Raw genomic sequence first — 24,845 nt, 5'->3', positions numbered from 1 at the left:
TAATTATTGAGAATTTAGAAAAATTCTAAGTTCTCTTAAAATTTCTTGTGGATTTAAATCGCTAATTTCTTTATAAAAATGACCTTTTTCATCAATGAGATAAAGCATATTGCTATGTGCTATAGAATAACCCATAAAAGAATCATTTAGATCTATTTTTTGATATTGAACATTATATTGTTTTGTTATTTTTTGAAGAGTTTTTTCATCTTTTGCAATTAAGGCATCTGCTTTTGGATAAAAGTATCGTAACCATTCGTTTGTATTGCTTAAGTTATTATCTCTATTTGGATCTAAAGAAATAAAAAGAAGGTGAGCCTTAGGATTATTGATTTGCTTTAAGGCTTTGCCTACTAAACTAAGAGTTGCCGGACAAACATCAGGGCAATAAGTATATCCAAAATAGATAATAAGCTTATCTCCTTTAAAATCTTTTAGGGTGGTTTCCTCTTTTAAGTCTGATTTTAAGATAAAATCATAAGAATTTTGATGATTTTTAATAAAAAATATTACACCTAAAATAATGGCAACTATAACTATAAACAAAATAATATTTTTTTTCATTTTTTTAGCTCAAAATCAAAATAAAACCCTATGGGTTTATTATTATCCATAAATTCTACCCTGAAACGCATAGTATCTAAAACGCAAGCAGCAAGAACTATTTTACTTTCATAGTCTGTTGAATTTAATCGATGTATTTTAGGTTTAATTTCGCCCATATACATATTTAATCCATAAATTTTAATTCCTAAGTTGTTATAATTTCCTAGATTTACAATCTTTAGATTTGTAACATCTAAAGATTGTAAGGGTTTGGGATTTAGGGAAATTAAGACTTTTTTATTGTTAAAACTATATGTGCAGTCTTTAACATTAAGATCGCAAGTCAATGGGGTAGAAAAATCAGTTTTTGTTATTTTTTGAGAATCTTTTATTACATAAAAATCAAAAATAATATATAAAATAGCAATAACAAAAGCAAAAGCTAAGATAAAAATAATTTTTCTCATTAATTAAAATTCTTTAGAATCAATATTTTTTAACTCTATGGTTTTGTGATTATTAAATTTTAAATCTAAATTTACCTTCGTGTCTTTAATAATAGGTTTTTTTAGTTTTAAAAGCATTATATGGTAACCTCCAGATTTAAGCTCTGTGCTTGAATGAGCTTTTATAATAATTTCAGGAATTTTTTGCATCATCATTTTTCCATCTTTATGTATATGTGTATGCAGTTCACTGACTTCACTGATATCGCTTTTGGCACTTATTAGAGCAATATCCTTATCAGTATTATTAAAAATAGTAAGAAAAATAGCACTATTTTGCGCATGAGGTGGAGTTTGTTTTACAAAGGCATTTTTTACCTCTATATCATTAACAGCCCAAAGATTTACAGCAAAAAGAGCACCTAAGAGAAGAATTTTTTTCATATTGTATCCTTATTTTTATAATATTAAATATTTGTTCATTATATCAAAAAATATTTTTATTTGAATATAAAATTTTGAAAATTTTTCAATGTGTGTTACCTGTTTGAAATTTTTTGCATAGTAACATCAAAATCAAAGAAAAAACCAGTTGGAGCATTATTGTTTAAAAATTCAACCCTAAATCTAGAATCATCGGTAATGCTTCTACCTATAAAATTTATAAGAATATCACCATTAACTATATTAAATTTAGGAATGATATCGCCTATATAGGAATTTAAACTATAAATTTTAATCTTTAAATTAGAATAATGAGGAAAATTCTTAATTTTTATAGTAGTTTTATTGAAAATTTTTATAGGTTTTGGGTAGGCTGAAACTTCAATATTTTTTTTATTAAAAGAAAAAACACAATCTTGTAAATTTAAGTCACAAGTTAGAGGTTGGCATGTATTTAAGCTAAATATACTTTCTTTCTTTTTATCATATAATGTATAAAAAGCTAAAAACAAAATGCCTAAAAAAGACATTCCTATAAAAAAATTTCTTATCATTATAGACAACCTTTTAAAACAAGCCTTTATGATTTGTAAAAATTATATCATAAATAAGGCTGCATTGTTAATATAATTAATATTTTTTAAGAAAAAAAATATTATAATCACAAACATTTTTGACTTAAAAAAATTTGAAATACCTAAGGAAAAACATTGTTAAAACGACTTGCTTTATTAATTGCACTTTCTTCATTGGTGTTGCATGCCTCAGATCTTGTTAAAATTTATCTTAATCAAGGATTAGATGCTGTTGGTGTAGCGATTGAAAAAGAATTAACTCAAAAGGATTTTTGGTTAAGTGAAATAGGAGATAAAAATATTTCACTTGGATACTATGATGATAATGTTGCTATCGTGCTTACAAATAAAACAGATAAAATTCTCCGTGTTTATTCTTACGAGGACGGAAAAATAAGAAAAGATTTTGAACAAAAAGAAATAATAACTGGATTAATGGGTGATAAAAAAATAGAAGGAGATTTGAAAACGCCAGTAGGTTTTTATGAGTTAGGCCGTAAGTTTAATCCAGGTGATCCTTATTATGGTCCCTTTGCTTTTGCCACAACTTATCCAAATTTACTTGATAAAGTACAAGGAAAAACAGGTGGTGGTATTTGGATCCATGGCTATCCTTTAGATGGTTCTAGACTTGATGAATTTAAAACAAGAGGGTGTATTGCTTTATTTAATAATAATTTGGAGAAATTTGCAAAAGTTGTGCAAGATAAAAAAGTTTTTGTTATGACAGAAGAAAAAGAAAAAATTAGAGCTAAAAAGGATCAAATCGCTAGTTTATTGGCTGATCTTTTTACATGGAAACTAGCTTGGACAAATAGTGACACTAATGCCTATTTAAGTTTTTATGATGAGCAAGAATTTAAACGTTTTGATAAAATGAAATTTGAACAGTTTGCTTCCATGAAAAAATCTATTTTTTCTCGTAAAGAAGATAAAAAGATTAAATTTTCAGATATTAATATCAGCCCTTATCCGAATTTAGAAAATGAAACTATGTATAGAATTTCATTTTATGAGGATTATTACACTAAAAACTATCAGTTTAGAGGCGATAAAATTTTATACGTTAAGATAGATAGTAAAGGTAAAATGAAAATTTTAGCAGAGCAATAAATGTCTTTAATAAAAATTGATCAAAAAGCTTATGAATACAATTTAAGACATATTGCTAAAAAAATAGGGAGTTTTCAAAGATTAATTTGTGTTTTTAAAGATAATGCATATGGACATGGAGCTAAGCTTTTAGCTCCATTAGCCAAAAATTTAGGAGTTTCTTTTGTTGCTGTTAAGAGTGAAGAAGAAGCTCGAGAAATCGAAGAATTTTTTGAGAATATATTAATACTATCACATCGTCCTCATGGTAATGAAAATTCTCGATTTATTTATGCTTTAAATGACATTTCTCAAGTAAAAAATTACAAGCAAGATATAAAAATACATCTAAAAATAGATACAGGCATGCATCGCAATGGAATTTGTGTAGAAAATTTAGAGCATGCTATAAATCTTATTCAAGGTAGTGATTTAAAACTTACTGGAATGTTTACACATTTTGCTAGTGCAGATGAAATGGATGGAAGTTTTTTTGTTCAAAAAGAAAATTTTCAAAAAGCTAAAAAGATAGTAAAAAAATATTTTTCAAATTTATTATTTCATTCGTATAATTCTGCAGCATTATTTAGAGGGAAAATTCCTGAAGATGAATATTGTAGAGTTGGGCTTGTTCAATTTGGATATGGGGATTCAAATTTAAAAAGAGTTTTAAGTTTGTATGCTCATAGATTAAGTCAAAGGATTTTACAAAAAGGACAGAGCATAGGATATGGAGGCATTTTTACTGCTGCAAAGGATATGGAAGTAGCAACTTATGATTTGGGTTATGCTGATGGTCTTTTCCGTTACAATGGAAAAGGGGAGTTGGTGCTTGGAAATGGAAAAACAATGCTTGGAAAGATGTCAATGGATAGTTTTTCTTGTGAAAATTCTGGTGAGGAAATTTGCGTGTTTAAAGATGCTGATATTTGGGCTGATTTTTTTCATACTATTAACTATGAAATTTTAGTAAAATTAAATCCTAATATTCAAAGAGTTCTAGTATAAATATGTTTAATATAGTTTTAGTTCACCCTAGAATACCGCAAAATACAGGTAGTATAGGTAGAATGTGCTTTAATGCTGGTTTTAAACTTCATATTGTTAAACCAACTGTTTTTGATATTTCACAAAAGGCTGTTAGAAGGGCAGGACTTGATTACTGGGATAAATTAGAGCCTATTATTTGGGAGAATCTTGAAGAATTTTTGAATGAAAATATGATTTATAAAAATCGCTTTTTTTTCGCAACAACTAAGAGTCAAAAAGCTTATTTTGATGCAGAATTTCAAAAAAATGATTTCTTATTCTTTGGAAGTGAGAGTTATGGTTTGCCTATGGAATTAATGCAATTAAACTGGGAAAATGCTATAACTATACCTATGAAATCTTATGGAAGAAGTTTAAATTTAGCCACAAGCGTTGGTATAATCTCTTATGAAGCTTTAAGACAAAATTTTAGAAATTTTGCTTCTTAAAAGTTTCAAATTTACACAATAGCTTAAAACAAATAAAATCATAAAGTCCTTTTTATAAAAATTATGTTAAAGTAAAATTTAGATTATTTTTTGAGGAGTTTGGATGAAATTAGATATTATGCTAGATTTTGCCAATAAAGCGTCTGATATTATAGCTAATAAGATTGTCCCAAATACAGACATTATTATGGTAGTTTTACTTATTGTTTGTGGGCTTTATTATAGTTTTTTAACTCGCTTTGTTCAGTTTCGTATGTTGAGTTCTGTATTTAAAATTCTTACAGAAAAAAACGAAGGACACGCTAAAGAACATATTTCACCTTTTCAAGCATTAATGATCTCAACTGCTTCTAGAGTTGGTATAGGAAATATTGCTGGAATTTCTTTGGCATTGGCTACAGGTGGAGCTGGTGCTTTATTTTGGATGTGGGTTATGGCATTTTTTGGTGGTGCCTCAGCATTTGCTGAAAGTACCTTAGCTCAAGTTTACAAATCAAAAGATGATACAGGCGGGTTTAAAGGTGGTCCAGCTTATTATATAAAAAAAGCCTTAGGCTCACATTTTTTTGGAGCTTTTTTTGCTTTTATTCTTATTATTACTTATGCTTATGGATTTAATGGACTTCAAAGTCAAACAATGACTTCGTCTTTTAAAGTTTATTATGATATGTTTAATCCAAATGCTGCTGTAGATTTTGCATCAAGTTCTTGGCCAATGATTATTGGTATTGTTTTAACTATTTTTGGTGCATGGATGTTTTTTTCTCACCATACTAAAATAGGTAAAATTAGTTCTTTAATTGTTCCTTTTATGGCTTTAGCTTATGTTTTACTTGCCGTGATTGCTGTTTTAATGAATTTTGATAAAATTCCTTCTGTGATTCATATGATTTTACAAAGTGCTTTTGATTTTAAAGCGATTTTTGGTGGTTTTGCTGGTTCTGCTTTGGTTATAGGGATTAAAAGAGGACTTTTTTCAAATGAAGCGGGTATGGGCTCGGCACCTAATGCAGCTGCAGCAGCTTTGACAAGTCATCCAGCTAAACAAGGTGTTATACAAGCCTTTTCAGTTTTAATTGATGTTGTTGTTTGTACAAGTTCTGGATTTTTAGTTCTTTTTTCTATGGCATATTTAGGACTTGGAGAAAGTAAAATTGATGGTGGAATGCCTTTAGTTCAAGAAGCTATGCGTGAGTATTACGGTAGCTTTGGAATCCATTTTATTACTATAGCTATTGTTCTTTTTGCAATAACTTCTTTAATAGGAAATTATTATTATGCTCAAGCTAATGTTAAATATTTAACAAATTCCAAATTTGTAATGAATTTGTTTAGAATTACAGCTGTGGCTATGATTTTTATAGGCTCGCAAATGAATTTAAAACTTGCTTGGAATTTGGCTGATTTGACTATGGCTTTCATGGCAACGACAAATATTATATCTTTATTGCTTTTAGGTGGTATAGTAAATAAGGTTTTAAAAGATTTTAATACGCAACAAAAATCTGGTATAGATCCTAAATTTAATGCTAGCAAACTTGGAATTAAAAACGCTGAATGTTGGGATTAAAATTCATAAGCCTTAGTGGCTTATGAATTAATGATTTAAAACCTTGTTTAAAAATTCTCTCAATCTTTCATTGCTAGGATTTTCAAATACTTCTTTAGGGCTTGCATCAACAGCAATTTTTCCTTTATCCATAAAAAATATACGATTGGCAACATTTCTAGCAAAGCCCATTTCATGAGTTACTACAAGCATAGTTAAACCTTCTTTTGCAACATCTTTCATAATGCTTAGAACCTCGCCTATCATTTCAGGATCTAGAGCTGAAGTAGGTTCATCAAATAAAATAACATCAGGATTCATCATCAAGCTTCTAGCAATAGCTATGCGTTGTTTTTGTCCGCCAGAGAGCTTATGGGGCATTATATTTTCTTTGTCTGCTAAGCCCACCTTAGCAAGAAGTAATTTTGCTTTTTTTATGGCTTCTTCTTGACTTAAAATTCCTGTTTTAATGGGCGTTAAACATAAATTTTCCATAACATTTTTATTAGCAAAAAGATTAAAATGCTGAAATACCATGCTAACTTTTTGCCTGATCTTATTAATATCAATTTCTTTATCAAGTATGTTTTGCTTATTGATTAAAATTTCCCCACTATCAGCTAGTTCTAAGCGATTGATGCAGCGTAAAAATGTACTTTTTCCGCCTCCACTTGGACCTATGATAGCTATTACATCGCCTTTTGAGATTGTAGTGTTAATATTTTTTAAAACTTCTAATTCTCCATATTTTTTTTGTAAATTTTTAACTTCAATCATTTTTATTCATCCTAAGTTCAAGTTTTTTTGCAAAATAGCTAAAAATTTTTACACTTACATAATAAACAAGTCCAGTGAAAATAATAGGTTTTGGATTGTAAAGTACGGCTTGCAAGCTTTGACTTTGCATGGTAATATCAATAACACTAATAAATCCTACAACAGAAGTTTCCTTAAATAAAGAAATAAATTCATTAGCTAATGCAGGTAGAATGTTTTTAGTAGCCTGTGGAAGAATAATTTCTTTCATTGAAGTTTTGTAATCAAGTCCCATTGCTCTTGCAGCTTCCATTTGTCCCTTATCTACACTATTAATGCCACTTCTTACAATTTCTGCTATATAAGCCGAGCTATTAAGTCCTAGTGCAAGAATGGCTGCATAAAGGTTATCTATAAAAGTAAAAATTACAAAAGCAAAAATCATCAATTGTAAAATTACTGGTGTTCCTCGTATAATGTCTATATATTCATCTATAATAAAATTAAGCGTTTTAAATTTAGAGAAGTGTAAAATAGCTAAACTAAAACCAATAATCACTCCGATAATAACAGCGCAAGCAGTTAATAAAAGTGTAATAAGATAACTTTTTAAATAAGCTTTTGCATTTTCTGTATAGCCATAGCTTACAACTCCACTAGGATCTTGAATTTTTAATATTTCTATTGGGAAAGAAAAATAGCCCCATAAAATAATAATAACAAAAAAAACAAAAATTTTTATATTTTTCTGATTCAATTTGTAAACCTTTTCAGAGAAATTATTTAAAAAAAGATTTTATAGAAATATCTTTGAATTTTCTCTAAAGATTTAAAAAAATGTGTTAGAATTTCCCAAAAATAAGGTTGTATTTATGGAAATTTTAGATTTCATTCTAATAGTTATTTTTGTGTTTTTAATGATTGTTTTGGTCATAGGTTTTAATCGTCAAATGATGCAAAAAAACAAAGAAAGAGAAGAAAGATTTAAAAAATATAAAAAAGGAGAACAAAATGAGTAAAAAAGTATTAATTCCATTGGCTCAAGGTTTTGAGGAAGCTGAATTTATAGGAATTGCGGATGTTTTAAAACGAGCAAAAGAATTAAATCCAGATTTGGAAGTTGTTATAGCTTCGTTAAACAGTGAGTTATTGGTAAAAGGTGCTAATAGCATTAGTATAAAAGCAGATTGTTCTATAGAGGATGTTGATATAGAAAATTTAGATGCTATTGCTTTGGCGGGTGGCTTTGAAGGTATGATGAATCTTAAGAATTCAAATGTTATTTTAAATATCATTAAACAACTTCATAGCAAAAATAAAATTGTTGCCGCAATCTGTGCTTCTCCTATAGTTTTAAATGAAGCAGGTGTTTTAGAGGGCGAGTTTGCTTGTTATCCTAGTTGTGAAGTTGGACTTAATGGAAATCGTGTTAACAAGGCTGTAGTTGTAAATAAAAATGTTATAACTTCAGCAGGTCCAGCTACGGCAATTCTTTTTGGTTTAGAACTAGCTAAAAAGTTATGCGGTGATGAAATTTATCAAAAATTATATGAGGGAATGTTGCTACCTTTGACAAAATAGTTTAAATGGTAGTTTTTCTACCATTTAAACTAAAATAAAGCTTGAGGATTTTCTTTTTTTGTTTTTTCCTTAGGCAGTTCAAAACCTCCGAGCATATGAAAATGCAAATGAAAAACTTCTTGTCCACTATTTTTTCCACAGTTTGTTACCAAGCGATATCCACTTTTATCTACACCTAAAAGAACAGCTAATTCTTGTATGAAACTTGTCATTTTGGCCATAAGTTCAGGATCAAATTCTTGAAAGTCTTTAAAATATTTTTTAGGGATTATAAGTATATGTATGGGTGCTTTGGGTGCAATATCATGAAATGCTAGAAAATCGTCACTTTCAAGCACTTTATTGCATGGAAGTTTACCTTCAACTATGAGTTCAAAAATTGTTTTTTCTTGCATTATTTATCCTTTTTTATTGTTGGTTTGATACAATTATATCTTTAAAGTTTGGTTTTTATGCTGAATTTAAAATAGTTTTTAATAGAATTAGAACTTGAAATATTTTATTTAAGGTAAGAAAATTGCAAAATTTTATAGAACAGATTCAAAAATGTGAGAATTTAAATGATTTGGAAGCCATTAGGATTTCCGTTCTTGGAAAAAAAGGTATTTTAACAGAAGGCTTTACAAAGCTTAAAGAGTTAGAAGATGAGGCGAAAAAAGAATTTGCTGCTAAATTAAACGCACAAAAAGAAATATTTAATGAGGCTTATTTAGCCAAATTTAAAGATTTGGAAAATCTTGCTTTAGAAGAAAGAATGAAACAAGATGCTTTAAATTTTAACTATTTTGATGAAAGTATTACAACAGGTGCCTTGCATCCTGTTATGAGCACCATGGATAAAATCATAGAATATTTTATAGCTTTGAATTTTAGCATAGAAAAAGGGCCTTTAATAGAAGATGACTTTCATAATTTTGAAGCGTTAAATTTACCTAAATCTCACCCCGCAAGAGATATGCAAGATACCTTTTATTTTGATGATAAAAGGCTTTTAAGAACACAAACTTCGCCAGTGCAAATACGGACAATGCTTGCACAAAAACCTCCTATTAGGATGATAGCCCCTGGTGCTGTATTTAGAAGAGATTTTGATATTACGCATACTCCTATGTTTCATCAAGTTGAAGGCCTTGTGGTGGAAGAAGGGCAAAAGGTTAGCTTTGCAAATTTAAAAAGTGTATTGGAAGATTTTTTGCGTTATATGTTTGGAGATGTGAAAGTTCGTTTTCGTCCAAGTTTTTTCCCATTTACAGAACCTTCTGCTGAAGTTGATATTTCTTGTGTATTTTGCAAAGGAAAGGGTTGTAGAGTTTGCAAACATACAGGTTGGCTTGAAGTTTTAGGATGTGGAATAGTTGATCCTAATGTTTATAATTTTGTTGGTTATGAAAATGTAAGTGGTTATGCTTTTGGATTGGGAGTAGAACGTTTTGCAATGCTTTTGCATCAAATTCCAGATTTAAGATCTTTATTTGAAGGTGATTTGAGATTATTGGAGCAGTTTAGATGATAATTACTAAAAGTTGGTTGAATGATTGGTTAGAACTTGAAGAAATAAGTTCAGATAAAATAGCTAAAACTTTAAACTCTATAGGTATAGAAGTTGATAGGGTTGGCGCTTTAAAGGCTCCAGATAAAGTTGTTGTAGGCTATGTTAAGGAAAAAATTAAACATGAAAATTCAGATAAATTAAGCATTTGTCAAGTTGATATCGGAAGTGAAACCTTGCAAATTGTCTGCGGTGCTGCGAATGTTGATGCAGGACAATTTGTAGCTGTTGCAACTAAAGGTGCTATCATGCCAAACGGTATGGAAATAAAAGAAGCAAAATTGCGAGGAGTGGATTCTTGTGGTATGCTTTGTTCTAGTTTAGAACTGGGTTTTGAAAAAATCAATGAAGGAATTATGCTTTTAGATGAGAGTATAGGGAAATTAGAACTTGGGAGACCTTTAAATACTTATGAAATTTTTAATGATGAGCTAATAGAAGTGGAACTTACTCCTAATAGGGGTGATTGTTTAAGTATTTATGGTATAGCTCGTGATTTAGCCGCAGCTTTAAATTTAAATTTAAAAGAACCAAAACCATTTAAAGAAAGTGAAAATGTTTTAGGTATCGGTAGAATTTTGCGCTTAGCAGCTGAGAAAGAACTTAATGGACTTTATAATTATCGAGCCATAGGGCTAAAAGAAGAAATTCAAACAAATTTATTGCTTAGTTTAAGACTTGCTCAAATTGAAGGTTTGGGAAAAAATTCCATAGAAAATTTATTAAATTATGCAACGCATTCAACTGGTGTTCTTTTTAATGCTTATGATTTAAGTAGTTTTTCTGAAAAAGATGAAGAATTTACCATTAATTTAAGCAAGCAAGTGCATGGAGAAACAAAAGTATCTTACAAAGATAAACTTTTAAGCTTTAGCGGAATTTTCCAAAATAATGAAAGTAGATGTAAAGATGATTCTAAAATAATTATTATTGAGGCTAATTATACCGATCCATTGGTAATTGCAGATGCTAAAATATATCATAAAGATCAAGATGAAAAAATGCTTTATAGAAGTTTTAGGGGAAGTGAACCTAAATTAAATTTAGGAATGGATTTTTTGCTTGGTATTTTTGAGCAGATTCCAAATCTTGTTATTTATAGTTCTTCTCAACAAATTTTAACTGACAAAGAATTACCAATCATACCAATAAGTATTGAAGGTATTAGCGATATAATAGGACAAAATGTTGATAAAGATGAAGTATTAAAAATATTAAAGAAATTAGGTTTTGAGCTCATACTTTCAGGTGAAGGGCTTATAAATGTTAAAGCACCTTTACATCGTCCTGATATTAAAAATTTATCAGATATTTGCGAGGAAGTTGTAAGAATTATAGGTATTGATAATATTGCTTCCAAGGGTTTAGAATTTATAGAAAAAAATCGTTTAAATTCTGCATATAAAAATTATATTGAGTTTTTAAATTTAAGAAAAAGAGCAGTAGCTAGTGGTTATTTTGAAAGCTTACATTATGTTTTGGATAATGGAGAAGAACTTAAAAGATTAGGTTTTGACTCTGTTAAATTAAAACTAATCAATCCAATTACAGCAGAACTTAATACTTTAAGAACAACCCTTTTAAATCATTTGTTAAATGCAGCAAGTTTAAATGCAAAAAATTCTAAAAAAATTATTAAACTTTTTGAATTAGGGGCTGTTTTCAATGTTAATAATCAAGAATTAAATCGTATTGCATTTATCCATTCTGGCTTAAAAGAAGAAGCTAAAATTTCCAACAAGGCCAAACCTGAATCGGTGCAATTTTATGATTTTCTTTTAGATATTAAAAATATTATAGGTGATTTTAAACTAAAATCATCAAAATATAATATTTTAAGCCCTTATGAACAAGCAGATATTTATCTATCGGATATTAAAGTAGGTTTTATAGGCCGTTTGCATTTAAAAATAGAAAATGAGAGAGATTTACCAAAAACATATATTTGCGAACTTGATTTAGATTTAATCAGGCAAGATTTTAAAATAGCTAAGCCTTACTCCAAATTCCCAGCTATCACTAGAGATCTTAGCGTGTTAATACCTAAAGGTTTTGAATACAATCAGATTAAAAATTGTATCGAAGAATTGAATTTAGAAATACTTGAAAATTTTCGTTTAGTTGATATTTATAGTGATGAAAACCTTAAAGAATTTTATAGCATTACTATAAGTTTTTCTTTTAGGGATATAAATAAAACTCTAGAAGATAATCAAGTGAATGAATGTATGGATAAAATTTTAAATACTCTTAAAAATTTGGGTCTTGATTTAAGATGAAAATTTACAAATTGCAAACCCCTGTAAATGCTATACTTGAAAATATAGCAGCAGATAAAAGCATATCTCATCGTTTTGCTATATTTTCGCTTTTAACACAAGAAGAAAATAAGGCTCAAAATTATCTCTTAGCTCAAGATACTTTAAACACTCTTGAAATTATAAAAAATCTTGGAGCTAAAATTGAACAAAAAGATTCTTGCGTCAAAATTATACCCCCTAAAGAAATTTTATCTCCAAATTGTATTTTAGACTGTGGAAATTCAGGAACTGCTATGCGTTTGATGATAGGATTTTTAGCAGGAATTTCTGGTTTTTTTGTTTTAAGTGGAGATAAGTATTTAAACAATCGTCCTATGAGAAGGATAAGCAAACCACTTACTCAAATAGGCGCTAGAATTTATGGAAGAAATGAGGCAAATTTAGCTCCACTTTGTATAGAAGGTCAAAAATTAAAAGCTTTTAATTTTAAAAGCGAAATTTCTTCGGCTCAAGTTAAAACAGCTATGATTTTATCTGCTTTTAGGGCTGATAATGTATGCACTTTTAGTGAAATTTCTCTTAGTCGAAATCATAGTGAAAACATGCTAAAGGCTATGAAAGCTCCAATAAGGGTTAGTAATGATGGCTTAAGTCTTGAAATAAATCCTTTAAAAAAACCTTTAAAAGCTCAAAATATAATCATTCCTAATGATCCTTCTTCGGCTTTTTATTTTGTTTTAGCAGCTATTATTTTACCTAAATCTCAAATTATTTTAAAAAATATTTTGCTTAATCCTACTCGTATAGAGGCGTATAAAATTTTGCAAAAAATGGGTGCCAAACTTGAAATGACAATAACTCAAAATGATTTTGAAACTATTGGTGAGATCAGGGTGGAGTCTAGCAAGCTTAATGGCATAGAAGTTAAAGATAATATCGCTTGGTTAATAGATGAAGCGCCTGCTTTGGCTATAGCTTTTGCTTTGGCTAAGGGTAAATCTAGTTTAATAAATGCTAAAGAATTACGCGTTAAAGAAAGCGATAGGATTGCTGTGATGGTTGAAAATCTAAAGCTTTGTGGTGTTGAAGCTAGAGAACTTGATGATGGTTTTGAAATAGAAGGTGGATGCGAACTAAAATCTTCAAAAATTAAAAGCTATGGAGATCACCGTATTGCTATGAGTTTTGCTATTTTAGGTTTGCTTTGTGGAATCGAGATTGATGATAGTGATTGTATAAAAACTTCTTTTCCAAATTTTATAGAGATTTTATCAAATTTAGGAGCTAGGATTGATTATTGAATTAGCAAAAAACTATGGTTTTTGTTTTGGTGTTAAAAGAGCTATTAAAAAAGCAGAACAAATAAAAGATGCTGCAACTATAGGCCCTCTTATTCACAATAACGAAGAAATTTCTCGTTTGCAAAAAAATTTTAATGTCAAAACTTTGGAAAATATACAAGCTTTAAGTAATGAAAAAAAGGCTATTATAAGAACTCATGGTATTACAAAGCAAGATTTAGAAGAATTGAGAAAAAAAGATATAGAAATTTTTGATGCCACTTGTCCTTTTGTTACAAAACCACAACAAATTTGCGAGCAAATGAGTAAGGAGGGTTATGAAGTTGTTATTTTTGGAGATGAAAATCATCCCGAAGTTAAAGGAGTCAAAAGTTATGTAAGTACAAAAGCTTATGTAGTTTTGGATAAAAAAGAACTTCAAAATATAAAACTTCCTAATAAAATAGCTGTAGTAAGCCAAACAACTAAGAAGCCTGAGCATTTTATGGAGATAGTAAATTTTTTAATACTTAAAACCAAAGAAGTAAGAGTTTTTAACACTATATGTGATGCAACCTTTAAAAATCAAGATGCCATTAAAGAACTCTCGCTTAAAAGTGATGTTATGGTTGTTGTAGGGGGTAAAAACTCAGCCAATACAAAACAACTTTTTTTGATTGCAAAAACCAATTGTGAAGATAGCTATCTAATTGAAACCGAAGAAGAGTTAAAAAAAGAATGGTTTTTAGATAAAAAACATTGTGGCATTAGTGCAGGTGCTAGTACTCCTGATTGGATTATACAAAAAGTTATCGCCAAAATAGAAAATTTTAAAATTAATTAAAAAATGTTTTTAAATAGAATAAAAAAGTCAAAAATTTAAAAAAAATTAACAAAAATAAAAAAACTTAACACTAATTAAAGAAAAATAAGGTAAAATCAATCAATTTCTAAAAATTATTTTAAAGGACCATAATGAGCGAGGTGAACAAAAAAGTTCAAGACGGCGTAGATGATTATCTTGAGGAAGAAGATTTTGGACAGCTTTTAGAAGCTTTTGATAAATCAAGAGAAGAGGCTACAACAGAGGGTGTGATTGTAGAGATCAAAAATGATGAAGTTTATGTAGATATAGGTAAAAAATCTGAAGGTATTTTAGCTCTTAGCGAAATACAAGGTGACAATTCTAAGCTATTGTTTAATGTAGGCGATAGTATTAAAGTTGCTGTTATGGGTTCTCGTGGTGGCAGATCTTTACTTTCTCATAAAAAAGCTTTGAGAAAAGAAAAAGTTATTGAATTTATTAAAAACTATCAAGAAAATCAAGATGATATTTTTACCGTAAAAGTAGTTGGAAAAAATAAAGGCGGATTGATAGTTGTTGATGAAAATGATGTTGAATTTTTCTTACCAAAATCTCAATATGGCTTTAAAGAAACAAATAATATTATAGGCAAAACGTTTAAAGTTAAAATTATTAAAATCGACAAAGATGAGCAAAGTATCATTGTTTCTCGTAAAAAAACTTTAGATGATGAGAGAAGAAAACGAAAAGAATTGATCAATAATGTAGCACAACAAGAAGATTTAATTGAAGGTATTGTAAAAAAAATTACCACTTATGGTATGTTTGTAGATGTAGGAGGTGTTGATGGCCTTGTTCATTACAGCGAAATTTCTTACAAAGGACCTGTAAACCCTGGAACACTTTATAAAGAGGGCGATAAAGTTCCAGTTAAAGTAATAAAGTATGATAAAGAACGCAAACATTTATCCTTATCTATAAAAGCGGCTTTACCTGATCCATGGAGCGAGATAAAAGATACTCTTGATATAGGTGATACCATTAAAGTAATAGTATCAAATATAGAGCCTTATGGTGCTTTTGTGGATTTAGGAAATGATATAGAAGGATTTTTACATATCAGTGAAATTTCTTGGGATAAAAATATTAAAAATCCAAAAGATTATATCAATAAAGGTCAAGAAATTGATGTTGAAGTAATTGAAATCAATCCAAATGAAAGACGCTTAAGGGTTTCTTTAAGAAATTTACTTTCTAGACCTTTTGATGAATTTATGAAATCTTACAAAATTGCAGATGTGGTTGAAGGAGAAATTACCTCAGTAACTTCTTTTGGTGCATTTGTTAAACTTGGTGGTATTGAAGGTTTATTGCATAATGAAGATGCTTCTTGGGATAGAAACGATAAATGCAAAGACAAATTCTCTCAAGGGGATAAAATCAAGGTAAAAATTATCAAAATAGATGAAGAAAACCAAAAAATATCATTAAGTACAAAAGAATTAAGCAGTTCTCCAGTGCAAGAATATGCTAAAATTCATAAAGTCGGCGATATTGTAAAAGGTGCTATCCGTGATATTAAAGATTTTGGTGTTTTTGTAGAGCTAAGTAAAAATGTTGATGCTTTAATTCATAAAGAAGATATAAGCACTTCTATGCTTGAAAATTTAAAAATTGGCGACGATATTGAAGCTGCTATAGTTTTTATTGATGAAAAGAAAAATAGAATTCGCCTAAGTGTTAAAAATCTTGTTAGAATAAAAGAAAGAGAAGTTCTTAATGAAATCAATAATGATGATAAAGTAACTTTAGGTGATATCATTAAAGATCAGCTAGCTTAATGAAAAAATACATTACAATAAGCATTTTGAGTATTTTATTACTCATTTTGCTTGCTGTTGTTTTTACATTGCTTTGGCAATTTAAAGCTAATGTAAATTTCATTCCACAATTTGCTAAAGATACAAATACGCAGCCAAGCATTCAAACCCAAAATCAAGATCTTTCATGGCAAGAAGAATTAGCAAAATGGCCTACAAGAGATTTTACCCCAGCAGCAGAAAAATTTACCTTATATTTTGATGCGGATACTAGCGAGCTTAAGGAGAAAAATAAATATTATCAACTTATAGTTGGAAAATATGATATTTATTCTATGTTTTGCTTAAGACAGACTTTAAATTCTTTTAATGTGAAGTATTTTCTTCTTAAATCTGGCGATAGTCCAGAAATCTTTTTGGATACAGGCAATGAAAAACTTATAGATGATATTATCAAAGAATTAAAAAAATATAAAATAAATACAGAAGTAAAGGAAATTTGGTTATGAAAAAAAAGATTATAGTATGTGATGCTATTTTGGATAAAGGTGTCGATATTCTAAGAAAAGCTGAAGATATTGAGCTTATAGAAGCTGCAAAAGTTCCAAAAGATGAACTTATGCAAATGCTAAGTGATGTTGAAGTTGCTATTACTAGAAGTTCTACGGATGTAGATGTAAATTTCTTAAATCATGCCAAAAAATTAAAAGCGCTTGTGCGTGCTGGGGTGGGCGTAGATAATGTTGATATTCCAGAGTGTTCTAAAAGAGGAGTGATTGTGATGAATGTCCCAACTGCAAATACTATTGCCGCAGTTGAACTAACAATGGCACATCTTTTAACATCAGCTAGAAGCTTTGTCAATGCTCATAATTTTTTAAAAATTGAAAGAAAATGGGAAAGAGAAAAATGGTATGGCATTGAATTGATGAACAAAACGCTAGGGGTTATAGGTTTTGGAAATATAGGTTCAAGAGTGGCTATCCGCGCTAAAGCATTTGGTATGAAAATTTTAGCCTATGATCCGTATATTTCTGCTTCTAAGATTACAGATTTAGATATGGAGCAAGCAAAAAATTTAGATGAAATTTTAGAAAAAAGTGATTTTATTACCATTCACACACCAAAAACCAAAGAAACCAATGGTATGATAGGAAAGCAAGAAATTGCAAAAATGAAAGATGGAATAAGATTAATAAATTGTGCTCGTGGAGGATTGTACACAGAAGAGGCTTTATATGAAGGTTTAAAAAGTGGTAAAATAGCTTGGCTTGGTATAGACGTGTTCGATAAAGAACCTGCGACTAATCATCCTCTTTTAGACTTTGAAAATATTTCAGTTACTTCTCACCTAGGAGCAAATACTTTAGAAAGTCAAGACAATATCGCAAGAGAAGCTTGTGAGCAAGCATTAAGCGCAGCACGAGGCGTGGCTTATCCTAATGCCTTAAATTTACCAATTAAAACTGAAGATTTACCACCTTTTGTAGCTCCTTATATAGAACTTGTTTCTAAAATGGCTTTTTTAGCTGTTCAAATTGATAAAAATCCTATAAAAAGTATTAAATTAGAGGCTGAAGGAATTATTGGCGAGTATGCAAATTCTATGCTAACCTTTGCAGCTGTTGGTGCTTTGGGTGGAATTTTAGGAGAGAAAATTAATTATGTTAATGCAGAATTTGTAGCCAAAGAAAAAGGAGTTGAGTTATCTTGCGAAACTCTTCCAAATAGTGGTTATAATAATAAACTTAGCGTTAAAATTATCACCGAAAATTCAAATATCAGTGTTTCAGGAACAGTATTTAATGAAAATGAACAACGCATAGTTGGATTAAATGGCTTTAAAACTGATTTTAAGCCAAAAGGGAAAATGGTTATTTTTAAAAACAAAGACATACCAGGAGTTATAGCTAAAATCAGTTCCGTTTTGGCAGCTAAAAATATCAACATAGCTGATTTTAGGCTTGGTAGAGATGGTTTTGGGTATGCTTTGGCTGTTGTTTTGATTGATGAAAAAGTTCAAAAAGAAGTATTAGATGAACTAAAACAATTAGAGGCGTGTGTATTTGTCCAATATGTTGAAATTTAAAATTTTAATTATAGAAGATGATATAGATTTAAACGAACTGCTTGTTTTAAAGTTAAAATCTAGTGGTTATGAAGTTATATCTTTAGCGGATTTTTTTGGAGTTGAAGATTTGCTCGATAATGAGCAAATCGATCTTTTAATAGTCGATAGAAATTTGCCAAGTGGGGATTCTTTAGAAAAAATTCAAGATTTAAGAGAGCAAGGATACAAAGAAGCAGTTATTTTTCTTACAGCCAAGGCTTTGCATCAAGATTTGCTCGAAGGCTTTGAAAGTGGTTGTGATGATTATGTTTGCAAACCTTTTGATTTTAATGAGCTTTTGCTTCGCATTAAAGCAATTTTAAAACGCCATAAGAAAGAAGAAGAAAAGCTATCTTTTGGTGATTTTATTTTAGATTTGGCTAATTATGAATTCTTTTACAAAAATCAAAAATTAGAAATCTCAAATCTTGACTATGAGCTTTTAAAATGTTTTTTTGAAAATCCAAATACCTTGCTTACTAGACAATTTTTAAGCGAAAGTGTTTGGAAAGATGATACTACAAGTGATAAAACAATCAATATAGCTCTAACAAGACTTAGAAATAAATTTCCAAAACTAAAAGATCATATTATAAGTGTTAGGGGTGTTGGCTATAAATTATGCTAAAAACTAAAAATATTTTTATAGTTTTTTTTGTTATATTGGCTTTGATTTTTGGGTTTATTTTTTATACTTTTACTAATTCTTATCTTAATTTCTTGCTTACAAAACAATATGAACAAAAAATCAAAAGCCTTGATGATGTTTTAAAATTTTCTCTCTTAGAGCATTTAAATGATGCCAATATTAAGGATTTTGCTAAAGATACTAGGGCTGATTTTATTATCCTAAACAATGATATGAAAATAAGTTCTGTAAAAAATCCTGATTTTTTTTCTAATCTTAAAGAAGGAGAAATTTTAAATTTCAATTCAAAAAAAATTCTTACCAAAAGCTTTATTTACAAAGGATATAAATATATTATTATTGTTTATCCTCGTTTTTTAGATTTAGAACTTTTTTGGATAAAAATAGCAATCGGTTTTGGAGTGTGCTTGCTGTTTGTTTTTATTTTGATGTTGTTGTTAGGTAGAAGAATAGAGAAAAATTTTAATAAAATTTTGGATTTTTTGGATTCTATAAGTGATCATAAAGTTGTTATATTAGAAAAAGGAATGTTTAAAGAATTTAATTTACTAAATGAGAAACTTTTAAAAACTAAGGATAAAATTCTAAAGAATACCCAAAAAAATAAAAAACAAAGCGATAAAATCACTTTAAAAAATACTCAGCTTGCTAGCGTGATTTCTGCTATTTCACATGAGCTTAAAAATCCTTTAAGCGTGATTGATCTTAGCTTAGAAATATTAAAAGATGAGAAATTAGAAGATAAAAAATTAAAAAAGGAATTGCTAGAAAAAATTTCGCGTCAAAGCATTAAACTTAATGCTTTGACCCATAAGCTTAATTTTGTTTTTAATCTTAATAGTGAAGCCTTGCAAATGCAAGAATTTGATCTTTTTTTTCTATGTGAAAAAATCACTAAAAACCCAGGCTTTGAAAGAGTTGTATTGCAAGGTAAAAGCACGAAAGTTAAGGCTGATGAATTTTTAATCGAGCAAGTGATTATAAATTTGCTTTCTAATGCTTTAAAATATAGTCAAAAAGAAGTCATTTTAACAGCAAGAGATCAAAAAATAATAGTGCAAGATTTTGGAAAAGGCATAGAAGAAGATAAAATAAAATTGATTACAAAAAAATTTTATAAAATTGATGTAAAAAGCGATAATTCTTTTGGTTTAGGACTTTTTTTAGTAAAGAAAATTTTAAATATACATAAAAGTTATCTTGAAATTTCTAGCACTTTAGGCTATGGTTCTAGTTTTAGCTTTAAACTCAGTCAAGGATAAAAAATGGCTCTTATAGATTTAATTGAAGCTTCAAAAAAATTTGGAGACAAAATAGTTTTAAATGAAGCAAATTTTAGTGCAAACGAGGGAGAAAAGATTGCTATTATAGGCAAAAATGGAGAAGGAAAATCTACTTTTTTAAAAACGCTTTTAGGCACACTTCCTTTAGATAGCGGTAGAATAATAAGACAAAATGGAAAAAGCATAGCCATGCTTTCACAAACCGTTGATTTTAATGCAAATTTAAGTGTAAAAGAAGCTATCAAGCAAGAGCTTGCAGAAATTTACAATGCCTTAGAAGAATATGAAATACTGCATAAAAAATTAGAAGAAGAACCTAACAATAAAGATTATCTTAAAAAAATAGATACACTTATGACTTTGATTGATAGTAAAGATGCTTGGAATATAGAATCTAAAATAATACGCGTTTTAAAAGAATTTAGTTTGCTTGAGTATGAAAATCGCATTATATCTACTTTAAGTGGCGGAGAGATACGCCGCGTTGGGCTTTGCATACTTTTACTAAAAAATCCTGATATTTTATTGCTTGATGAACCAACTAATCATTTAGATGTATATATGACAAGCTTTTTGGAAGAATTGCTAAAAAATTCAAAGATGTGTGTGATTTTTATTTCCCATGATAGATATTTTATTGACGCTATAGCACACAAGTGTGTAGAAGTAGAGCAGGGTAAACTTAGTATTTTTAAAGGCGGGTATGCAAACTATTTAGAGAAAAAAACACAAATTTTACAAAGCCTTGCTAAGAGCCATGAAACTCTTTTAAAGCAATTAAAAAGCGAAGAAGAATGGCTTAGAAGAGGGGTAAAGGCAAGACTTAAAAGAAATGAAGGACGAAAAGAACGCATTTTTAAAATGCGTGAAGAAGCGAAAAAAAATCCTGGAGCAATTAAACGTTTAAAACTTGAAATTTCAAGAGCGGCTTTAAATTTTAATGGAGAAAAAACGATCAATCGTAAAAAAATGCTTTTTGAGCTTAAAAATATAAGCAAAAATATAAACGATAAAAATCTTTTTAAAGATTTTTCAACGCGTATTTTACAAGGTGAACGCATAGCTATCGTAGGAAGAAATGGTTGTGGGAAATCAACATTGTTAAAAATTCTTCTAGGACAAATCAAACAAGATAGCGGCGAAATAAAACGTGGAGAGCTTAAGATAGGATATTTTGATCAGGCTAGAAGCTTGGTAAATTCTGATAAAAGCTTGCTTGAAATTTTTTGTCCCAATGGTGGAGATAGGGTTGAAGTTCGTGGTAAAAATATGCATGTTTATGGATATTTGAAAAATTTTTTATTTCCTAAGGAATTTTTAGATAAAAGCGTAGCTCTTTTAAGCGGTGGAGAGAAAAATCGCGTTGCTTTAGCCTTGCTTTTTACTAAAGAATATGATGTTTTGATTTTAGATGAGCCAACTAATGATCTTGATATAGCTACGATTAATATATTAGAAGAATATTTACTTAGTTTTGAAGGGGCTATTTTGCTAGTATCGCACGATAGATACTTTGTTGATAAAATCGCAACAAAACTTTATGCTTTTGAGGGAGATGGATATATAAATATTTTACACACTCTTTACACTGAATATCTTGAAAATGAAAAAGAAATTGAAGAATTGGATAATTTTGCTTTAGAGCTTCAAACTCAAGAGCAAAATAATAACCAAAAAGAAAAAAGCTCTAAAAAATTAAGCTACAAAGAAAATGAGATATTAAAAAACTATCCTGAAAAAATAGATTTTTTAGAGCAAAAGATAGCTAAATTAAATCAAGATTTATCCGATCCAAATGTATATCAAGAAATAGGTATTAACAAGCTTTATCAAGAACTTGAAGTAATGCAAAAAGAACTTGAAATTCTAGAAAATGAGTATTTTTTAGTATTAGAGAAAAGCGAGAATTTATAATTAAAAAGATTTTATATTTTTTTACTCTATGGAGCGGGAAACGAGATTCGAACTCGCGACCCCAACCTTGGCAAGGTTGTGCTCTACCCCTGAGCTATTCCCGCAAAAAATAAGTGGTGCCCGAGGTCGGACTCGAACCGACACAAGGTTGCCCTTACCAGATTTTGAGTCTGGCGCGTCTACCAGTTTCACCACTCGGGCTCATTTTTAAGATTTAAAGCTAAAATTATACTTTTTTAGGCTAAAAAATACTTTAAAAATAAAAAGTATTTTCAAAAAGACAATATAAAATTATATAATTTAAATTTTTGGAACAGTTATTGCTTTTGTTTATTAGCAATGTTTGAAAAGATTTTAACTTTAATACTTTAGAGGAAAAAAATGAGAATTACAAATAAACTTAACTTCACAAATAGTGTGAATAATTCTATGGGCGGTCAAAGTGCTTTATATCAGATATCTCAACAACTTGCTTCAGGTTTGAAAATACAAAATTCATATGAAGATGCAAGCACTTATATAGATAATACGCGTCTTGAATATGAAATTAAAACGTTAGAACAAGTAAAAGAATCAACAAGTAGAGCTCAAGAAATGACTCAAAATAGTATGAAAGCTTTACAAGATATGGTTAAACTTCTTGAAGATTTTAAAGTTAAAGTAACCCAAGCTGCAAGCGATAGCAATTCTCAAACCTCAAGAGAAGCTATAGCAAAAGAACTAGAACGTATAAAAGAAAGCATAGTTCAGCTTGCAAATACCAGTGTTAATGGTCAGTATCTTTTTGCGGGTTCTCAAGTTGCAAACAAACCTTTTGATTCTAATGGAAATTATTATGGAGATAAAAATAATATTAATGTAGTAACTGGAGCTGGAACTGAAAGCCCATACAATATACCAGGTTGGGATTTATTTTTTAAAGCAGATGGAGACTATAAAAAACAAATAAGCACTAATGTTAGTTTTACAGATAATCGTTGGGATTTAAATAAAGACCCTGATAAAACTAAATATCTCACAGGAGATTCTAAATGGCAACAACTTATCGGACAAAGTTATGTAAAAGATAATAGCTTAGATGCTGACAAAGACTTTGAGTATGATGATAGCAAACTAGATTTTCCTCCAACAACTCTTTATGTTCAAGGTACAAGACCCGATGGAACAAGTTTTAAAAGTGCTGTACTCGTCAAACCCGAAGATACTTTAGAAGATGTAATGGAAAATATTGGAGCTCTTTATGGTAATACTCCAAATAATAAAGTAGTAGAAGTAAGTATGAATGATAGTGGTCAAATTCAAATTACAGATCTAAAGCAAGGTAATAATAAACTCGATTTTCATGCTGTAGCTTTCACACCACAAGCTGATGATAAAACTGAATTAAATAATATTATCCAAGCAGCACAGGATGAAGGCATTACAATGGAAGATGTTACAAACAGGGTTATGACTGCTGCACTAGGAAATCCCAATAATGGAGATATTACAAATTTAAATAATCCTGTAACCATTCAAATTAACGGACAAAACTTTGAAATTGATTTAAAACAAACTGATTTTATCAAAAGTAAAATGACAGATACAGATGGAAATGCTGCTAATGGAGCTGATTACGATAATGTGTATTTTGAAAAAAATGGCAATACTGTTTATGGTAATGTTTCTCAAGTTATCAAAGGAAGCAATGCTTATGCCACTGATTCAACCAAACTTAGCGAGGTAATGGCAGGAGATAGCCTAAATGGTACTACTTTAAATTTAAAAGTCAATTCCAAAGGTGGAAATTCTTACGATGTTACTATAAATTTACAAACTTCAACTGTAAGCTATCCTGATCCTAATAATCCAGGTCAAACCATAAGCTTTCCTATTATGCATACTAATCCTGCAACTGGAAATAGTGGGGTTGTTACAGGATCAAATGATATTACTTATGGTCAAATTAATGATATTATAGGTATGTTTGCTGCAGATAAAATTCCTACAACAACCATACAAGCCAATAATGGTCAAATTAATAATGCAGATTATACCCAAATACAACAACTCATGAAAGATTCACAAGCTACTGTTGATGTAAGTATGGATTATAAAGGTCGTATTAGTGTTACTGATAAACTTTCATCAGGAACCAATATAGAAATTTCTCTTAGTGATTCTCAAAGTGGCCAATTTCCAGCACCTCCTTTTACCACAACTTCTACTGTACAAAATGGTCCAAATTTTAGTTTTAGCGCGAATAATTCTTTAACTATAGATGAGCCAAATGTGGATATTATTAAAGATTTAGATTCAATGATTGATGCTGTTTTAAAAGGCAATATGAGAGCAGACTCCGAAAGTGAAAACCCTAGAAATACAGGTATGCAAGGAGCTTTAGAAAGACTTGATCATTTAGCAGATCATGTTAGCAAGCTTAATACAACTATGGGAGCATATCATAATACTATCGAAGGTGTTAATACACGCACATCCTTTTTAAGCGTTAATGTCCAAAGTATAAAATCAAATGTGATTGATGTAGATTATGGTGAGGCAATGATGAATTTAATGCAAGTTCAACTTGCATATCAAGCTTCTCTTAAAGCTAGTACAACAATTTCTCAACTTAGCTTATTAAATTATATGTAAAATTTTTTATGGTATAATTTGGCTTTGATTTTATTTTCAAGGAAAGAATATTAAAAAAGAAGCCATTTTTACC

The 24,845-nt window shown here is 29.4% G+C and carries 23 protein-coding genes, 2 tRNA genes and 1 pseudogene; 17 read left to right on the top strand and 9 right to left on the bottom strand.

Going from position 1 to position 24,845, the window contains the following annotated elements; genetic code table 11:
• Nucleotides 1-3 precede the first annotated feature (3 nt).
• The 4 genes and pseudogenes from FBE87_RS04420 to FBE87_RS04405 form a co-directional block, all read right to left on the bottom strand.
• Nucleotides 4-564, bottom strand: a complete 561-nt coding sequence (locus tag FBE87_RS04420) for an SCO family protein (protein ID WP_002859560.1) — start codon at nt 562-564, stop codon at nt 4-6.
• Nucleotides 561-1,013, bottom strand: coding sequence for a hypothetical protein (locus FBE87_RS04415; protein WP_002852445.1), 453 nt, complete (start codon nt 1,011-1,013; stop codon nt 561-563). The genes FBE87_RS04420 and FBE87_RS04415 overlap by 4 nt, the downstream gene beginning before the upstream one ends.
• Nucleotides 1,014-1,016: 3 nt before the next feature.
• Nucleotides 1,017-1,436, bottom strand: coding sequence for a copper chaperone PCu(A)C (locus FBE87_RS04410; protein WP_002935814.1), 420 nt, complete (start codon nt 1,434-1,436; stop codon nt 1,017-1,019).
• Nucleotides 1,437-1,521: 85 nt separating this feature from the next.
• Nucleotides 1,522-1,990 (bottom strand): annotated as a pseudogene (locus tag FBE87_RS04405) (hypothetical protein).
• Nucleotides 1,991-2,146: 156 nt separating this feature from the next.
• Between FBE87_RS04405 and FBE87_RS04400 the strand changes: the two are divergent.
• From FBE87_RS04400 to FBE87_RS04385, 4 genes are all read left to right on the top strand, one after another.
• The gene (locus FBE87_RS04400) at nt 2,147-3,124 is read left to right on the top strand and encodes a murein L,D-transpeptidase family protein (protein ID WP_004308420.1); all 978 of its coding nucleotides are present in this window, start codon (nt 2,147-2,149) and stop codon (nt 3,122-3,124) included.
• The gene (locus FBE87_RS04395; protein WP_002859557.1) at nt 3,125-4,111 is read left to right on the top strand and encodes an alanine racemase; all 987 of its coding nucleotides are present in this window, start codon (nt 3,125-3,127) and stop codon (nt 4,109-4,111) included. It abuts the gene before it with no gap.
• A 2-nt stretch (nt 4,112-4,113) separates the two neighbouring features.
• Nucleotides 4,114-4,581 carry a tRNA (cytidine(34)-2'-O)-methyltransferase gene (locus FBE87_RS04390; RefSeq protein WP_002859556.1) on the top strand — a complete coding sequence of 156 codons (468 nt, stop codon included), beginning with the start codon at nt 4,114-4,116 and terminating at the stop codon, nt 4,579-4,581.
• 103 nt (nt 4,582-4,684) lie between these two features.
• Nucleotides 4,685-6,151: a sodium:alanine symporter family protein gene (locus FBE87_RS04385; RefSeq protein WP_002872832.1), complete on the top strand. Its 1,467-nt coding sequence runs from the start codon at nt 4,685-4,687 to the stop codon at nt 6,149-6,151.
• 27 nt (nt 6,152-6,178) lie between these two features.
• Here FBE87_RS04385 and FBE87_RS04380 read toward each other — a convergent pair whose 3' ends face one another.
• Both FBE87_RS04380 and FBE87_RS04375 read right to left on the bottom strand, forming a co-directional pair.
• Nucleotides 6,179-6,907 carry an amino acid ABC transporter ATP-binding protein gene (locus FBE87_RS04380; protein ID WP_002858785.1) on the bottom strand — a complete coding sequence of 243 codons (729 nt, stop codon included), beginning with the start codon at nt 6,905-6,907 and terminating at the stop codon, nt 6,179-6,181.
• Nucleotides 6,900-7,643, bottom strand: coding sequence for an amino acid ABC transporter permease (locus FBE87_RS04375; RefSeq protein WP_002860538.1), 744 nt, complete (start codon nt 7,641-7,643; stop codon nt 6,900-6,902). The genes FBE87_RS04380 and FBE87_RS04375 overlap by 8 nt, the downstream gene beginning before the upstream one ends.
• An 82-nt stretch (nt 7,644-7,725) precedes the next feature.
• Here FBE87_RS04375 and FBE87_RS04370 point away from each other — a divergent pair, with 82 nt between their 5' ends.
• Nucleotides 7,726-7,905 carry a hypothetical protein gene (locus FBE87_RS04370; RefSeq protein ID WP_011812746.1) on the top strand — a complete coding sequence of 60 codons (180 nt, stop codon included), beginning with the start codon at nt 7,726-7,728 and terminating at the stop codon, nt 7,903-7,905.
• On the top strand, nt 7,898-8,467 hold the full coding sequence (locus FBE87_RS04365) for a DJ-1 family glyoxalase III (RefSeq protein ID WP_002852508.1): 570 nt from the start codon (nt 7,898-7,900) through the stop codon (nt 8,465-8,467). The genes FBE87_RS04370 and FBE87_RS04365 overlap by 8 nt, the downstream gene beginning before the upstream one ends.
• 29 nt (nt 8,468-8,496) lie before the next feature.
• Here the strand turns inward: FBE87_RS04365 and FBE87_RS04360 are convergent, their stop codons facing one another.
• Nucleotides 8,497-8,862 carry a histidine triad nucleotide-binding protein gene (locus FBE87_RS04360; protein ID WP_002852408.1) on the bottom strand — a complete coding sequence of 122 codons (366 nt, stop codon included), beginning with the start codon at nt 8,860-8,862 and terminating at the stop codon, nt 8,497-8,499.
• Between the two features lie 122 nt (nt 8,863-8,984).
• On the opposite strand from FBE87_RS04360, the gene pheS reads away from it, so the two are divergent.
• The 10 genes from pheS to abc-f all read left to right on the top strand — a co-directional run bounded on the left by pheS (nt 8,985) and on the right by abc-f (nt 22,138).
• On the top strand, nt 8,985-9,977 hold the full coding sequence (pheS, locus tag FBE87_RS04355; protein ID WP_002852567.1) for a phenylalanine--tRNA ligase subunit alpha: 993 nt from the start codon (nt 8,985-8,987) through the stop codon (nt 9,975-9,977).
• The gene (gene pheT, locus FBE87_RS04350; RefSeq protein ID WP_002868133.1) at nt 9,974-12,295 is read left to right on the top strand and encodes a phenylalanine--tRNA ligase subunit beta; all 2,322 of its coding nucleotides are present in this window, start codon (nt 9,974-9,976) and stop codon (nt 12,293-12,295) included. The genes pheS and pheT overlap by 4 nt, the downstream gene beginning before the upstream one ends.
• Nucleotides 12,292-13,578, top strand: coding sequence for a 3-phosphoshikimate 1-carboxyvinyltransferase (gene aroA, locus FBE87_RS04345; RefSeq protein ID WP_002852577.1), 1,287 nt, complete (start codon nt 12,292-12,294; stop codon nt 13,576-13,578). The genes pheT and aroA overlap by 4 nt, the downstream gene beginning before the upstream one ends.
• A complete protein-coding gene (locus tag FBE87_RS04340; protein ID WP_002857098.1) occupies nt 13,568-14,401 on the top strand; it encodes a 4-hydroxy-3-methylbut-2-enyl diphosphate reductase in 834 nt (277 codons plus the stop codon). The genes aroA and FBE87_RS04340 overlap by 11 nt, the downstream gene beginning before the upstream one ends.
• A gap of 131 nt (nt 14,402-14,532) precedes the next feature.
• Nucleotides 14,533-16,203 (top strand): 30S ribosomal protein S1, encoded by a 1,671-nt coding sequence (locus tag FBE87_RS04335; RefSeq protein ID WP_002852520.1) that lies wholly within the window; start codon nt 14,533-14,535, stop codon nt 16,201-16,203.
• Nucleotides 16,203-16,691, top strand: a complete 489-nt coding sequence (locus tag FBE87_RS04330; RefSeq protein ID WP_002856886.1) for a hypothetical protein — start codon at nt 16,203-16,205, stop codon at nt 16,689-16,691. The genes FBE87_RS04335 and FBE87_RS04330 overlap by 1 nt, the downstream gene beginning before the upstream one ends.
• The gene (serA, locus tag FBE87_RS04325; RefSeq protein WP_002869169.1) at nt 16,688-18,271 is read left to right on the top strand and encodes a phosphoglycerate dehydrogenase; all 1,584 of its coding nucleotides are present in this window, start codon (nt 16,688-16,690) and stop codon (nt 18,269-18,271) included. The genes FBE87_RS04330 and serA overlap by 4 nt, the downstream gene beginning before the upstream one ends.
• Nucleotides 18,258-18,920: a response regulator transcription factor gene (locus FBE87_RS04320; RefSeq protein ID WP_002869170.1), complete on the top strand. Its 663-nt coding sequence runs from the start codon at nt 18,258-18,260 to the stop codon at nt 18,918-18,920. Before serA ends, FBE87_RS04320 begins: the two co-directional genes overlap by 14 nt.
• Nucleotides 18,914-20,203: a HAMP domain-containing sensor histidine kinase gene (locus FBE87_RS04315; RefSeq protein ID WP_100626331.1), complete on the top strand. Its 1,290-nt coding sequence runs from the start codon at nt 18,914-18,916 to the stop codon at nt 20,201-20,203. The genes FBE87_RS04320 and FBE87_RS04315 overlap by 7 nt, the downstream gene beginning before the upstream one ends.
• Nucleotides 20,204-20,206: 3 nt before the next feature.
• Nucleotides 20,207-22,138: a ribosomal protection-like ABC-F family protein gene (gene abc-f, locus FBE87_RS04310; RefSeq protein ID WP_042635836.1), complete on the top strand. Its 1,932-nt coding sequence runs from the start codon at nt 20,207-20,209 to the stop codon at nt 22,136-22,138.
• 29 nt (nt 22,139-22,167) lie between these two features.
• Here the strand turns inward: abc-f and FBE87_RS04305 are convergent.
• Nucleotides 22,168-22,242, bottom strand: a tRNA-Gly gene (locus FBE87_RS04305).
• A 10-nt stretch (nt 22,243-22,252) separates the two neighbouring features.
• A tRNA-Leu gene (locus FBE87_RS04300) sits at nt 22,253-22,339 on the bottom strand.
• A gap of 180 nt (nt 22,340-22,519) precedes the next feature.
• Between FBE87_RS04300 and flgL the strand changes: the two genes are divergently transcribed.
• On the top strand, nt 22,520-24,772 hold the full coding sequence (flgL, locus tag FBE87_RS04295; RefSeq protein WP_002852538.1) for a flagellar hook-associated protein FlgL: 2,253 nt from the start codon (nt 22,520-22,522) through the stop codon (nt 24,770-24,772).
• Nucleotides 24,773-24,845: the final 73 nt, after the last annotated feature.

Origin of the sequence: Campylobacter sp. CFSAN093246 (genome assembly GCF_012889415.1) — a bacterium.
Classification (GTDB): Bacteria; Campylobacterota; Campylobacteria; order Campylobacterales; family Campylobacteraceae; genus Campylobacter_D; species Campylobacter_D jejuni.
Note: the sequence above shows the minus strand (reverse complement) of the source record. Positions and strands in the feature narration are given on the sequence as shown.